This window comes from Idiomarina aminovorans, from assembly GCF_023155095.1.
In the GTDB taxonomy this organism is placed as follows: domain Bacteria; phylum Pseudomonadota; class Gammaproteobacteria; order Enterobacterales; family Alteromonadaceae; genus Idiomarina; species Idiomarina aminovorans.
The window spans coordinates 771591-785240 of sequence record NZ_JAKNDA010000001.1; the positions used below are offsets into that span (position 1 = coordinate 771591).

Sequence of the window (13650 nt, forward strand, 5' to 3'; positions counted from 1 at the left end):
ACAAAATGAGAGCATGCTATGTCATCAACAAACCGCATTAACCGCCAACAGGCTCAGTCATTTCTGTCCTCGCTTTCCGGGGAATATTACCCAAGCTCTACTCGTGAGTTTTTATCGGGCAGCCGTAGCGATATTCGTGTGCCCTTTCGCCGTATTCATTTAAGCGAAACTCTGCATCAACCCACTCCCGGTGCAAAGCTTCCGCCCAACAAACCGATTGATGTTTACGATAGCTCCAGCGTCTATGGCGATTCGAAGGCCGGCATCGATGTTAAATCTGGCTTAGAAAAATTACGAATTGACTGGATAACCGAGCGTTACCAAGACAATAAAAAATTTAGTCTCGGAATAACGCAGTTAGCCTATGCCAGACGCGGCATAGTCACCCCTGAAATGGAATTTATTGCGCTGCGGGAAAATATGGGACGCGAACATTTAGCGAACCCTGTAACACCAGAGTTTGTCCGCGACGAAGTGGCCAGCGGACGAGCCATTATTCCTGCCAATATGAACCACCCGGAATCTGAGCCGATGATCATTGGCCGTAATTTTTTGGTCAAGGTCAACGCCAATATCGGCAATTCGTCGGTCAGCTCTTCCATTGAAGAAGAAGTTGAAAAGCTGGTCTGGGCCACGCGCTGGGGCGCAGATACCGTGATGGATTTATCCACCGGCCGTAATATCCATAAGACCCGGGAATGGATTTTACGAAACAGCCCGGTGCCCATCGGTACGGTGCCGATTTATCAGGCACTGGAGCGTGTTAATGGCACTGCCGAAGATCTGAGTTGGCCAGTCTTTAAAGACGTACTGCTGGAGCAAGCTGAACAAGGTGTGGATTACTTCACCATTCATGCCGGCGTGCTGCACGACTTTATCAAACTGACCGCAAACCGAGTTACCGGCATTGTCTCCCGTGGCGGTTCTATTATGGCTAAATGGTGCATGGCCCATCAGCAGGAAAGCTTTCTTTACCAGCACTTCCGCGATATCTGCAAAATTTGCGCAAAATACGACGTGTCCTTGTCGTTAGGTGATGGTCTGCGCCCTGGTTCCATAGCTGATGCCAATGACGACGCTCAGTTTGCTGAACTCCGAACTCTGGGTGAACTGACTCAAATTGCCTGGGAATACAACGTGCAGGTAATGATTGAGGGACCCGGACACGTGCCGATGCATAAAATTCAGGAGAACATGGACGAGCAGTTAAAGCACTGCCACGGTGCGCCATTTTATACACTCGGTCCGCTGACTACCGATATTGCCCCCGGCTACGATCATATTACCTCCGGTATTGGTGCTGCGATGATCGGTGCGTTTGGCTGCGCCATGCTCTGTTACGTAACCCCCAAAGAGCACTTAGGCCTGCCCAATAAAGAAGACGTAAAACAAGGAATGATTGCCTACAAAATTGCCGCGCACGCTGCCGATTTAGCCAAAGGTCATCCGGGCGCTCAGGCGCGTGACGACGCCATGTCAAAAGCCCGCTTTGAGTTTCGCTGGGAAGACCAATTTAACCTCGCGCTGGACCCGGTTACCGCACGGAGTTACCACGATGAAACCCTGCCGCAGGACTCCAACAAAACTGCGCAGTTCTGTTCTATGTGCGGGCCTAAGTTCTGCTCCATGAAAATTTCACACGAAGTGCGGCAGTATCATGCGGACAAGCGCATCGATGTAAACGTAAAAGACGCCGCTGCTGAAGGGGTTGAGTAATGTCGGTACCTGTTGTCTGGACTGTCGCTGGCTCTGACAGCGGCGGTGGCGCGGGTATTCAGGCAGACCTCCACACTTTTCGTAGTATGGAGGTGCATGGCTGCAGCGTGATAACCACGGTCACTGCGCAAAACTCGGTGGCAAGCATCGGTCTCTTTCCTTTAACTGCTGATGCTGTCCGTCAGCAGTTGGACTGCCTGCAGCAGGATATGCCCCCAGCTGCGATAAAAATTGGGTTGCTCAGCAATGTTGAGCAACTGCGGGTTATTGTGGATTTCCTGAAAAGCTGGCCTGAGACCCTGCCCAGCCCTTTTGTCGTCTGGGACCCGGTCGTTGTCAGTACTCAGCAGGATACCTTGTCCGAACTTAGCCCCGAACATTGCACTGAGTTAATACCTTTAGTGGATATTATCACGCCAAATTCAGAGGAACTGAGTTGGTTAACCGGCCTTACCGTTAAAGACTCTGAGTCCCTGCAAAGCGCCGCAGAAAAACTTTTACAACAAGGCGCTTCCGGCGTGTTGGCAACGGGTGTGTGCTTTGCTGATCCACAAAGCATTTGTGATCATTATTTTAGCGCTGACGTGCCAATCCAATACTGCCAACAGCGTTTAGATACGCTCCACAATCATGGGACCGGCTGCACCTTGTCGTCAGCTATTGCAGCAGCAATGGCGCACGACTGCCCACTGGACGATGCTATTACGCTGGCTAGTACTTATGTGCATAAAGGTCTTTTGCAAGCATGCGGTGTTGGCGATGGTCCAGGCCCTGTGGCTCATACGCATTGGCCGCGACAGCTCAGTTATTTCCCAGAAGTAGTCATGCCGTGGTTGCCTGACAACGGTTTACAGTTTCCTGAACTGCATCAGGAGCCGGGACTTTACCCCGTGGTTGATTCCGTTGAATGGATAAAAAAACTGCTAAAACTGGGTATAAAGACACTGCAGTTACGTATCAAGAGCCCGGATGATCCAACATTAGAATCAGCTATTAGAGCCAGTGTTCAATTAGCGCAGGACTATTCTGCCCAACTGTTTATTAACGATCATTGGCAGTTGGCGATAAAACATCGGGCTTATGGCGTGCACTTAGGCCAGGAAGATTTAACCGACGCCAACCTGAACGCCATTCAGCAGGCAGGGTTACGGCTCGGGATTTCCACCCACAGTTACACCGAGCTTTTAATTGCCTACTCATATCAGCCTTCTTACATCGCTTTAGGTCATATTTTCCCGACACAGACTAAAGCCATGCCTTCTAAACCGCAAGGGCTTAAACAATTACGACGCTACGTTGAGCTATTAGCACCGACTCACATACCCACGGTTGCTATTGGCGGCATTTCCTTAGAATGCATAAGCGCAGTGAAAGCGACCGGAGTGAACGGTATTGCCGTAGTCAGTGCTATTACCAAAGCCAATAACCCGGAGCAGGCAGTTCGCGAGCTACAGGCTGAAATTAAGGCTGAAACGGAGGCTGCTTGTGGTACACAATAAACTCAATGACGAACAACTATTGCGTTACAGCAGTAACATTCTCATGAAAGAAATTGGCGAAGCCGGACAACAGCGTCTGTTGAAAAGTCATGTGTTGATTATTGGGTTAGGCGGTCTGGGCTGCCCCGCCAGTCAATATCTGGCGTCGTCGGGTGTGGGTCAACTGACACTGGTGGATCACGACACCGTTAGCCTCAGTAACCTGCAACGGCAGACACTGTATTCGGTAACCAACATTGGCTTACACAAAGCTAAGCAGGCCGCTGATTGTTTATTAAGGTCGAACCCCGACATTAATGTGACAGCAGTGACTGAAAAAGCTTCTCAGCAGAATCTGGAAACGCTTGTCGCGGCGGCTGATCTAGTACTCGACTGTACTGATAACCGCAAGACAAGATACTTGATTAACCAAAGCTGCTACCGCCTGAAAACTCCTCTCATTTCGGCGGCGGCCCGGGGTTTTAATGGACAACTCATAGCGCTTAACCCTGAACATGATCACGGCTGCTACCAATGCCTATACCCGGATAGCGTCACCGAACCACTGAATTGCAGTAATGCCGGTATCGCTGCGCCAGTAGTCGGCATTATAGGGGCCAGTCAGGCCTTAAACGCTATTAATTACTTAACCCTGGATACCATAACCCCGAATGCATTAACAATCGACAAGCTGCCCTGGGGTTATCTGCAAAGTTTTAACGGCTTAACCCAACACTGGCAGACACTTTATTTACCACGGGATACGTCCTGCCCCGTATGCGGAGGTGAACATGCGCATTAAAATTAACGATCAGGGTCTGGAGCTGACGGAACAGAGCTCTTTAGCGGAACTTTTATCGGCACAGAATATTGATACCACGGCCATTGCTGTTGCACTGAACGGGAAAATTATGCATCGCGGACACTGGCAGCAAACCAAACTCAACGACGGCGATACCATTACTCTGGTTCAGGCCGTTGCCGGGGGATAACCATGTTCAGAATAGCCGATCGTGACTTTCAGTCGCGCTTATTAATAGGCACCGGCAAATACAGCAGTGCCAATGTGATGCAGGAATCGCTAGCCGCTTCGGGCAGTGAACTCGTAACACTGGCGTTAAAGCGTGTTCAATTAGACCGTCCGGGCGATGACATTGTGACACCTATCCAAAATTTAGGTTTGCAGCTACTGCCGAATACTTCAGGTGCAAAAACGGCACAGGAAGCGATATTTGCCGCACGGCTTGCTCGTGAAGCTCTAGGTACGCACTGGCTGAAACTGGAAATACACCCAGACCCCAACTACCTGTTGCCGGACCCGATAGAAACGTTAAATGCTGCCGAGGCCTTAGTAAAAGAGGGGTTCACCGTACTGCCCTACTGCGGCGCTGATCCGGTGCTTTGCAAACGTTTGCAGGACGTTGGTTGTGCCGCAGTGATGCCACTGGGGGCTCCCATTGGCTCAAATCAGGGCTTACTGACCCGCGATTTCTTACGAATTATCATCGAACAAGCTTCGGTGCCTGTTATTGTCGATGCCGGTATTGGCGCGCCCAGCCACGCCGTTGAAGCCATGGAAATGGGTGCAGATGCGGTGTTGGTCAATACCGCCATTGCCACCGCTAATGACCCGGTTGCTATGTCACAAGCCTTTCGCAATGCTGTTATTGCAGGCCGCATGGCTTATGAAGCCGGGTTAAGTCAGAACGCGTCGTTGAAAGCCACAGCCTCCAGCCCCTTAACTGACTTTTTGGAGTCGTTATGAGCTTTTATTCCGTTTGGGAAACACTCAGTTGGGACGATATTCGCCTGCAGCTATACAGTAAAACCCGCAAAGATGTTGAAGTGGCTTTGAGCAAACAGCAACTCAATACCGATGATTTTATGGCATTGCTGTCACCCGCAGCAGAACCTTACCTGCCCGCCATGGCGCAGCGCTCGCAGCAACTGACCCGGCAACGCTTCGGTAATACCTTGCAGCTGTTTATTCCGCTGTATCTGTCTAACCTTTGTGCGAACGACTGCAGCTATTGTGGCTTTTCTATGAGCAACCGGCTGAAGCGCAAAACGCTGTCGCTGGCTGAAATCGAAGAAGAATGCAGGGCTATAAAAGCCAAAGGCTTTGACACTTTGCTGGTGGTGACCGGCGAACATGAGAGTAAAGTGGGCATCGACTATTTCCGGCAGGCTTTACCCATTATAAAACGCTATTTCAGTTATGTGATGTTTGAAGTGCAGCCACTCAGCTCCGACGAGTACCGCGAGCTGCGTCAACTGGGACTGGATTCGGTGATGGTCTATCAGGAAACCTATCAGGCCAATACCTACGCTAAGCATCACTTAAAGGGAAAAAAACGTGATTTTCGCTGGCGACTGGAAACGCCCGATCGTCTGGGCGAATGCAGCATTGATAAAATGGGGTTAGGTTCGCTGATTGGACTGGAGGACTGGCGCATCGACAGCACTTTCACTGCCATTCATCTGGAGTATCTGAAGCGGCGCTACTGGCGCAGTCGCTATTCACTTTCTTTTCCACGATTGCGCCCGTGCGCTGGCGGTGTCGATAACATACAGAGCATGTCTGATAAGCAACTGGTTCAGCTAATTTGTGCGTATCGGCTGCGCTTTCCGGAAGTTGAACTCAGCCTTTCCACCCGCGAAGAGCAAAGTCTGCGTGATGGATTATTTAATTTAGGCGTGACATCGGTCAGCGCCGAATCAAAGACTCAACCCGGTGGTTACGCAAATGAACAACACGAGCTCGAGCAGTTTTCCATTGATGATGACAGAACCGTCAACGAGGTCGCTAAAGCGATAAAAGCGAAAGGATTACAACCGGTATGGCAGGACTGGCTTAACGAGCTATCCGCAATGCCACCTGAAACTTTTTCCAGTCCAGAGTAGCAACCAGTAACAGCTCACGCAGCGTTAAGGTGCGTGGGTTGATCCGGCCTTTATGATTCCACTGATGGCCGCAACTGGCGGCAGTCATAATGCGCTTGTTGGGTTTGAGTAAAGTCTCCTGACTATGCTCACCCTGCCCGGTAAAATCAAACCAGCCACGGTAATTCAGGTGCAAGCGCTTTTTATCCTGATCAACGCGATCGATACTGTCCAGCATAATGGTGGTGAATTCCGGCGTTTGATAGCGAACCGGAACCACCAAACCTAAAGCCGCATTTTTTGCGAACCACTGGCTCTGACCTTCGGCAGATATACGGGCGGAGGGAACTTTTGTTGGCTGAGGAGCCTGCCAGCTGGCGTTCTGAACATCCAGCTTTAACGGCGAATACTGCACGGCATTAATACAGCCATGAGCGGCGTGACGTATATAATGCGGGAGACTTGCCAGACGACGTTGCAAAGCCGTAACCGGCATATCATTTACCTGCGCCAGTTGCGGTAATTCGCGTTCATACAGCGCTGAGCACAGCTCGGCGAAATCGCCCTGCTGTGCCAGCGGCTGGAATATGTCCGCCTGTTGATTAGCCAGCGTTGACTTCCTGTCGTCCGCGGTAAGGCGCTTGGCCATTCAAATCGCCCTCTATACGCAATAATTGGTTATACTTAGCAACCCGGTCAGAACGACACAAGGAACCGGTTTTAATCTGGCCCGCTGCAGTGCCTACCGCCAAGTCCGCAATAGTCGCGTCTTCAGTTTCACCCGAACGGTGAGAAATGACCGCCGAATAACCGGCTTCGCGCGCCATTGCAATGGCTGCTAAGGTTTCTGTCAGGCTACCAATTTGATTAAATTTAATCAAAATTGAGTTAGCAATCGACTTATCAATGCCTTCTTTCAGAATACGCGTATTGGTCACAAACAGGTCATCGCCGACCAACTGTACTTTGCTGCCCAGCTTCGCGGTTAATACTTTCCAGCCGTCCCAGTCGCTCTCGTCCAGGCCGTCTTCAATAGAAATAATGGGGTAGCGGTCGCAAAGTTCAGCCAGATAGTCAGCAAACTCTTCAGCCGTGAATGATTTACCTTCACCGGACAATTCATACTTGCCATTGCGGTAAAATTCAGACGCCGCACAATCGAGCGCCAGGGTAATGTCGCGGCCCATTTTATAGCCCGCGTTTTCAACCGCTTCGACAATGACCTGCAAAGCTTCTTCGTTAGACGCTAAATTCGGTGCAAACCCCCCTTCGTCGCCAACAGCCGTGCTTAAATCACGCTTTTGCAGAACCTTTTTCAGTGCATGAAACACTTCAGCGCCCATCCGCAAGCCTTCTTTAAAGCTCTCTGCGCCAACCGGCTGGATCATGAATTCCTGAATATCGACGTTATTGTCTGCATGCTCACCGCCGTTCAGAATATTCATCATCGGCAATGGCATACTGTATTTGCCGCTGGTGTTATTCAGGTTCGCAATGTGCTCATAAAGCTCAATGCCTTTGCTCAGGGCCGCCGCTTTTGCAACCGCTAAAGACACTGCCAGAATCGCATTCGCCCCCAGCTTTTCTTTGTTGTCGGTACCGTCCAGTTTCAACATGATGTTATCAACCGCTTCTTGATTAACCGCATCAATACCGTCTAACGCTTCGGCAATAGCTCCATTAATATTCGCAACCGCCGTTTCAACGCCTTTGCCCAGGTAACGCGACTTGTCACCATCGCGCAACTCTAAAGCTTCACGTGAACCGGTCGACGCACCACTAGGTGCCGCCGCACGGCCCATGTGACCCGACTCTAAATACACGTCAGCTTCTACGGTCGGGTTCCCGCGGGAGTCCATAATTTCACGACCAACAACTTTAACAATCTTACTCATTCTTAAATCCTGTTTTTTGCTTCATCATTAGCCGGGTTATTAACCCAAACGCTGTTTATGAAATTCGCCGGCGGCTTCGATAAAGCCTTTAAATAACGGATGTCCGTCACGCGGCGTTGAAGTAAATTCCGGATGGAACTGCACTGCTACAAACCACGGATGCTTCGGATTCTCTAAAATCTCAACCAGCTGTTTGTCGTGCGAATAACCGGTAATTTTCAAACCCGCCTTTTCTAAGGCTTCAACGTAATGGTTATTCACCTCGTAACGATGACGATGACGTTCTTCTATCACCTCTTTACCGTACATTTTCAGGGCTTGAGAAGCTTCTTCTAAGTGACACTCCTGCGACCCCAAACGCATAGTACCGCCGAGATCAGAGTGCTTATCGCGCAGCTCTTTCTGACCACTGGCGTCCATCCACTCGGTGATAAGGCCAACCACAGGGTCGCTGCAGTTCTCATCAAACTCAGTACTGTTAGCACCAGCTAAACCGGCGACATTACGGGCAAACTCAATCATTGCCACTTGCATACCTAAACAAATACCTAAGTAAGGAATGTTGTTTTCACGCGCATATTTTGCGGCAATCAACTTACCTTCAATACCACGGTCACCAAAGCCTCCCGGCACCAGAATGGCGTCCACGTCTTGCAGTTTTGAGATGCCTTTAGCTTCTAAATCTTGTGAGTCAATATAACGAATATTCACGGTTAAACGGTTTTTCAGACCAGCGTGAGCCAATGCTTCGTTAACCGATTTATAAGCGTCAGGCAGTTCCACATACTTACCGACAAATCCAACGGTCACTTCGCCGTTCGGATTAGACTCCTGATACAACACTTCTTCCCATTCGTGCAGGTCGGCTTCAGGGCAGTCCAGGCGAAAACGTTTAGTGACAATATCATCCAACCCCTGAGATTTGAGCATCGACGGAATTTTGTAAATACTGTCAACATCACGCAGACCAATAACGGCACGTTCTCCTACATTGGTAAATAAGGCAATTTTTGAACGCTCAGTTGCCGGTAAAGAGCGATCTGAACGGCAAATGAGTATATCTGGCTGAATACCAATAGAACGCAACTCTTTCACTGAATGCTGAGTCGGTTTGGTTTTCACCTCACCCGCAGCACCTAAGAACGGCACTAAAGTCAGATGCATAAATAACGTGTGGTCACGACCAATTTCCGTGCCCAGCTGTCGAATTGCTTCAAGAAAAGGCTGTGACTCAATGTCACCGACCGTACCGCCAATTTCAATAATGGCAACATCGAAGTCTTTACTGCCGTCAAGTACACGACGTTTTATTTCGTTGGTAATATGCGGAATGACCTGAATGGTCGCTCCTAAAAACTCACCTTTACGCTCACGGCGGATAATGTCTTCGTAGACACGACCGGTGGTAAAGTTATTGCGGCTGGTCATACGGGTGCGGATATAACGCTCGTAATGACCCAGATCGAGATCAGTCTCAGCGCCGTCTACGGTGACAAAAACTTCACCGTGCTGAATTGGACTCATGGTACCCGGATCTACGTTAATGTAGGGGTCCAGCTTCATGATAGTTACGTTAAGGCCCCGTGCTTCAAGAATTGCCGCCAGGGAGGCTGCAGCAATGCCTTTACCCAGCGAGGATACAACTCCGCCGGTTACGAAAATATAGTTTGTCGCCATGTGATACCTAGTTGGTCAGAGCAAATTTGGGATTGGATTCAGACGGGAAAGTAGTATACCGAAAGACGCCCGTAACAACAAATAAAAAGCGCATAACCTAGTCATTAGCAAAGCACTTTTGATAGTATTACGCCAGTCAAAATACACCCTCGGAGTTATTTAATGTCATCATGCTGTGATAGTTCTTGCAGTAGTACAGCTCAGGCACAAATGGACAAAACACAAAAGCGATTGTTGTGGACAGTCCTACTTCTTAACGGCGTGATGTTCTTTGTTGAATTTACCGCAGGATGGCTCGCCGAATCGAGCGGTCTGATTGCCGACTCACTGGATATGCTGGCTGATACACTCGTTTATGCAGTCAGCCTGTACGCTGTGGGAAAAGCTATAAAATACAAAGCCAATGCCGCGATTTTTAACGGCACACTGCAAACCGTATTAGCGTTTGTAGTATTGGCAGACGTGCTGCAACGATTAGTGTTTGGCAGTCAGCCTAACGCGAATATGATGCTTTGGATCGCTTTTCTCGCTCTTGCCGTTAATGTCTTGTGTTTTGCCCTGCTATACAGCTCGCGTAATGGCGATATTAATATTCGCGCCAGCTGGATTTGCTCCCGCAATGACATGCTGATGAATAGCGGTGTGATTATCTCTGCACTGCTAGTCGCCCAGCTTGATATGGCCTGGCCGGATTTAGTCATCGCCACCGCTATTGCTTTAATTGTGCTGCGCTCAGCAATCCGCATTATTCACGACGCCCGCGCCGTGAAAGCCGGTGAGAAAACTGATATTTCTGGATGTTGCGGGTAACTAAAAAGCACGCCGTTTAACGGGCGTGCTTTTGAATAAGCCTTATTAATTAGCTTTGTGGTTGCCTGAACCGGCTAACTAAATAATAAAGCGCGGGCAATACCACCAGAGTCAGAAGCGTTGACGAAATAATACCGCCAATAACAACCGTGGCCAGTGGACGTTGTACTTCGGCCCCGGTACCGGTATTAAATGCCATAGGAACAAAGCCTAGACTTGCCACCAGCGCGGTCATCAATACAGGCCTTAAGCGCTGTTGTGCCCCTTCGAATACGGCGTCTTTCAGCTCTAAGCCATCCCGAAGCAATTGCCGGATAAAGGACAGCATAACAACCCCGTTAAGAACCGCGACACCGGACAAGGCAATAAAACCAACCGCGGCAGAAATGGACAGCGGCATACCTCGCAATGACAAAGCGAAAATACCACCAGTCAAAGCCAATGGCACGCCGGTAAAGATAATCAATGCGCTGCTTAAAGAACCGAATGCGCTATACAACAGACCCAGAATCAGCAGTAGCGTTAAAGGAACCACCAGACTTAACCGCTGTGAGGCCGATTGTAGCTGCTCGAAAGTACCACCATAGTCAATCCAGTAACCACTTGGCATCTCCAGCTGCGCATTTAAGTTTTCACGGACGGCCTGCACAAAGGAACCTAAGTCACGCTCGAAAACGTTAGCGCTGACAATGACATTGCGCTTACCACTTTCGCGGTTAATTTGATTAGGGCCATTGGCCAGAGTCAGTTTAGCCACTTCCCCCAGAGGCACGTACTGGAGTTCCGGGTTATTTGCTGCAGGCACATCCAGCGGTAGTTGTTTCAGTTTATCAATGCTTTGTCGCCAGTCATCATCCAGCCGAACCATTAATTTGAAACGCTTGTCACCTTCATAGATAACACCCGCCTCAATGCCACCGACAGCGCTCTGCACGGTATTTTGTACATCAGCGACCGAAAGCCCCAGCAACGCCAAATGGTCGCGCTTTGGCTCAACAGACAGAATCGGCAAACCTGTCATTTGCTCAACCCGCACACCGGAGGCGCCGGGCACCTCTCTGATAATCGCCGCTGCCGAGTCACCCAGTTGCTTCAGTTGGTCAAGATCATCGCCGTAAATACGCACGCCCAAATCAGCCCGGACACCTGCAATCAGCTCGTTAAACCGCATTTCTATGGGTTGGGTAAATTCGTACTTGTTACCCGGTAACTCTTTTACCGCTTCACGAATTTCGCTGACCAGTTGTTCCTTACTTTTATCCGGATTAGGCCAGTCCTGACGTTCCTTCAGCATAATAAAAGTATCAGCCACACTTGGTGGCATGGGGTCAGTTGCCACATCCGGCGTTCCGATTTTTGAAAACACCCGTTTCACTTCCGGAAATTCGACAATCACAGCTTCTACGCCTTTTTGCATATTCACTGACTGCTGCAGGCCGGTGCCCGGAATCCGCAGCGCGTGCATAGCGATATCACCTTCATCCAGCTGCGGCAAAAACTCGGTACCCATACGGCTGGCCTGAAGTAATGAAACCGCAAACAAACCAAAACCGATAGCAATAACTAACACAGGGAGTTTTAACGCCCCTCGTAATACCGGTTGATAGGCTTTACGCGCACTGTGCATGACTTTGTTTTCGTCGTGTTTGATATTGCCCCGTACAAATATCGCGACAGCGGCAGGCACAAAGGTGACAGAGAAAATCAGGGCCCCTAATAATGCGGCAACCACGGTAAAGGCCATCGGATGGAACATCTTTCCTTCTACACCGCTTAGCGCAAAAATGGGTAAGTACACCAGCATGATAATCGACACACCGAATACCGCAGGGTTAAACACTTCACGGGTGCTTTTCGTGACTTCGATTAAACGTTCGCGGGTATTCAGCACCCTGCCCAACCGTTGCTGCGCATTGCCCAATCGCCGCAAAGCATTTTCCACCACAATGACGGCACCATCGACAATAATGCCAAAGTCTATTGCGCCCAGACTCATCAGGTTGCCGGACACCTTGTTTGTGACCATTCCGGTAATAGCGAAAAGCATACTGAGAGGAATAACACAGGCGGTGATCAAGGCTGCTCGTATATTACCCAGCAGAATAAACAGAACCACAATAACCAGAACGGCCCCTTCAAACAGGTTTTTCTCGACCGTGGCAATGGTTTTATCCACTAAGGTCGTACGATTATAAATAGGTTCGGCGACCACACCTTCAGGCAAGCTTTGTTGCACGTGTTCCAGTTTTTCGGAAACCGCTTGCGCTACCACGCGGCTGTTTTCACCAATCAACATCATGGCCGTACCCAGCACCACTTCTTCCTGATTAGACGTGGCCGCACCGGTGCGCAATTGTTCTCCCCATTTGACTTCGGCAATATGACGAACCCGAACCGGCGCATCATCGCGTTTTGAGACAACCACATTGCCAATGTCTTCCAGCGATTTTAACTGACCGGGCGAGCGCACCAGCCACTGTTCACCGTTCTTCTCTATATAACCGGCGCCAGCGTTGCGATTGTTTAAATCCAGCGCTTTGAGTAAGTCCTGCATGGTCACTTTATAGGCCAACATACGACCCGGATCAGGCGCCACCTGGTACTGCTTCTCATAACCACCCACACTGTTTATTTCAGTAACGCCCGGTACTTTTACCAACTGCGGTTTGATGATCCAGTCCTGGATAGTGCGCAGGCTTTCCGACGTGTAAGGGTTACCGTCAGCGTCGGTTGCGCCCGGTTCCGCTCTTACCACGTAGTTAAAAATTTCCCCTAAACCCGAGGCAATAGGCCCCATTGTCGGTTCAACTTCCTGTGGCAGTTCCCCCCTAACCTGCTGCAGCCGCTCACTAATTTGCTGCCGAGCCCAGTAAATATTGGTGCCTTCTTCGAACACAACGGTTACTTGCGAGAGTCCGTAACGGGAAATTGAACGGGTATAATCAAGTTTCGGAATACCCGCCATAGCGGTTTCGACCGGGTAAGTAATACGTTGCTCCGTTTCCAGCGGAGAATAGCCCGGCGCTTCGGTGTTTACCTGTACCTGCACATTGGTAATGTCCGGTACTGCATCAATGGGCAGTTTCATGGTGTTATAGACACCAACAGCCGCAATCAAAAAGGTCGCAGCCACCACCAGCCAGCGGCGTTCAACCGCAAAGCGAATAAGTGCATCAATCATGATATTCCCC

The 13650-nt window shown here is 49.9% G+C and carries 11 protein-coding genes; 7 read left to right on the forward strand and 4 right to left on the reverse strand.

What is annotated here, in order from left to right:
• The first annotated feature begins 18 nt into the window (after positions 1-18).
• From thiC to thiH, 6 genes are read left to right on the forward strand one after another with little or no spacing between them, the layout of a single operon-like run.
• Positions 19-1716, forward strand: coding sequence for a phosphomethylpyrimidine synthase ThiC (gene thiC / locus L8G48_RS03875; RefSeq protein ID WP_248263284.1), 1698 nt, complete (start codon positions 19-21; stop codon positions 1714-1716).
• On the forward strand, positions 1716-3215 hold the full coding sequence (thiE, locus tag L8G48_RS03880; protein WP_248263285.1) for a thiamine phosphate synthase: 1500 nt from the start codon (positions 1716-1718) through the stop codon (positions 3213-3215). The genes thiC and thiE overlap by 1 nt, the downstream gene beginning before the upstream one ends.
• Positions 3202-3996 (forward strand): HesA/MoeB/ThiF family protein, encoded by a 795-nt coding sequence (locus L8G48_RS03885; RefSeq protein WP_248263286.1) that lies wholly within the window; start codon positions 3202-3204, stop codon positions 3994-3996. Before thiE ends, L8G48_RS03885 begins: the two co-directional genes overlap by 14 nt.
• Entirely contained in the window at positions 3986-4186 is a 201-nt protein-coding gene (thiS, locus tag L8G48_RS03890; protein WP_248263287.1) for a sulfur carrier protein ThiS, read from the forward strand. Before L8G48_RS03885 ends, thiS begins: the two co-directional genes overlap by 11 nt.
• Before the next feature lie 2 nt (positions 4187-4188).
• The gene (locus tag L8G48_RS03895; protein WP_248263288.1) at positions 4189-4959 is read left to right on the forward strand and encodes a thiazole synthase; all 771 of its coding nucleotides are present in this window, start codon (positions 4189-4191) and stop codon (positions 4957-4959) included.
• Positions 4956-6098, forward strand: coding sequence for a 2-iminoacetate synthase ThiH (gene thiH, locus L8G48_RS03900; RefSeq protein ID WP_248263289.1), 1143 nt, complete (start codon positions 4956-4958; stop codon positions 6096-6098). The genes L8G48_RS03895 and thiH overlap by 4 nt, the downstream gene beginning before the upstream one ends.
• On the opposite strand, the gene L8G48_RS03905 is transcribed toward thiH, so the two are convergent.
• The 3 genes from L8G48_RS03905 to pyrG are packed head-to-tail and all read right to left on the reverse strand — an operon-like array spanning position 6049 to position 9649.
• Positions 6049-6726 (reverse strand): hypothetical protein, encoded by a 678-nt coding sequence (locus L8G48_RS03905; protein WP_248263290.1) that lies wholly within the window; start codon positions 6724-6726, stop codon positions 6049-6051. The genes thiH and L8G48_RS03905 overlap by 50 nt on opposite strands.
• On the reverse strand, positions 6680-7972 hold the full coding sequence (eno, locus tag L8G48_RS03910; protein ID WP_248263291.1) for a phosphopyruvate hydratase: 1293 nt from the start codon (positions 7970-7972) through the stop codon (positions 6680-6682). Before eno ends, L8G48_RS03905 begins: the two co-directional genes overlap by 47 nt.
• 39 nt (positions 7973-8011) lie before the next feature.
• Positions 8012-9649 (reverse strand): CTP synthase, encoded by a 1638-nt coding sequence (pyrG, locus tag L8G48_RS03915; protein ID WP_248263292.1) that lies wholly within the window; start codon positions 9647-9649, stop codon positions 8012-8014.
• 162 nt (positions 9650-9811) lie between these two features.
• Here pyrG and L8G48_RS03920 point away from each other — a divergent pair, with 162 nt between their 5' ends.
• Positions 9812-10459, forward strand: a complete 648-nt coding sequence (locus L8G48_RS03920) for a cation efflux transmembrane domain-containing protein (protein ID WP_248263293.1) — start codon at positions 9812-9814, stop codon at positions 10457-10459.
• 49 nt (positions 10460-10508) lie between these two features.
• Here L8G48_RS03920 and L8G48_RS03925 read toward each other — a convergent pair whose 3' ends face one another.
• On the reverse strand, positions 10509-13640 hold the full coding sequence (locus L8G48_RS03925) for an efflux RND transporter permease subunit (protein WP_248263294.1): 3132 nt from the start codon (positions 13638-13640) through the stop codon (positions 10509-10511).
• Between the last annotated feature and the right edge of the window lie 10 nt (positions 13641-13650).

Coding starts and splice junctions, on each gene's coding strand:
- thiE (WP_248263285.1), top strand. CDS start 1,716: ATGTCGGTACCTGTTGTCTGGACTGTCGCTGGCTCTGACAGCGGCGGT.
- pyrG (WP_248263292.1), bottom strand. CDS start 9,649: ATGGCGACAAACTATATTTTCGTAACCGGCGGAGTTGTATCCTCGCTG.
- L8G48_RS03895 (WP_248263288.1), top strand. CDS start 4,189: ATGTTCAGAATAGCCGATCGTGACTTTCAGTCGCGCTTATTAATAGGC.
- L8G48_RS03925 (WP_248263294.1), bottom strand. CDS start 13,640: ATGATTGATGCACTTATTCGCTTTGCGGTTGAACGCCGCTGGCTGGTG.
- thiC (WP_248263284.1), top strand. CDS start 19: ATGTCATCAACAAACCGCATTAACCGCCAACAGGCTCAGTCATTTCTG.
- L8G48_RS03905 (WP_248263290.1), bottom strand. CDS start 6,726: ATGGCCAAGCGCCTTACCGCGGACGACAGGAAGTCAACGCTGGCTAAT.
- eno (WP_248263291.1), bottom strand. CDS start 7,972: ATGAGTAAGATTGTTAAAGTTGTTGGTCGTGAAATTATGGACTCCCGC.
- thiH (WP_248263289.1), top strand. CDS start 4,956: ATGAGCTTTTATTCCGTTTGGGAAACACTCAGTTGGGACGATATTCGC.
- thiS (WP_248263287.1), top strand. CDS start 3,986: ATGCGCATTAAAATTAACGATCAGGGTCTGGAGCTGACGGAACAGAGC.
- L8G48_RS03920 (WP_248263293.1), top strand. CDS start 9,812: ATGTCATCATGCTGTGATAGTTCTTGCAGTAGTACAGCTCAGGCACAA.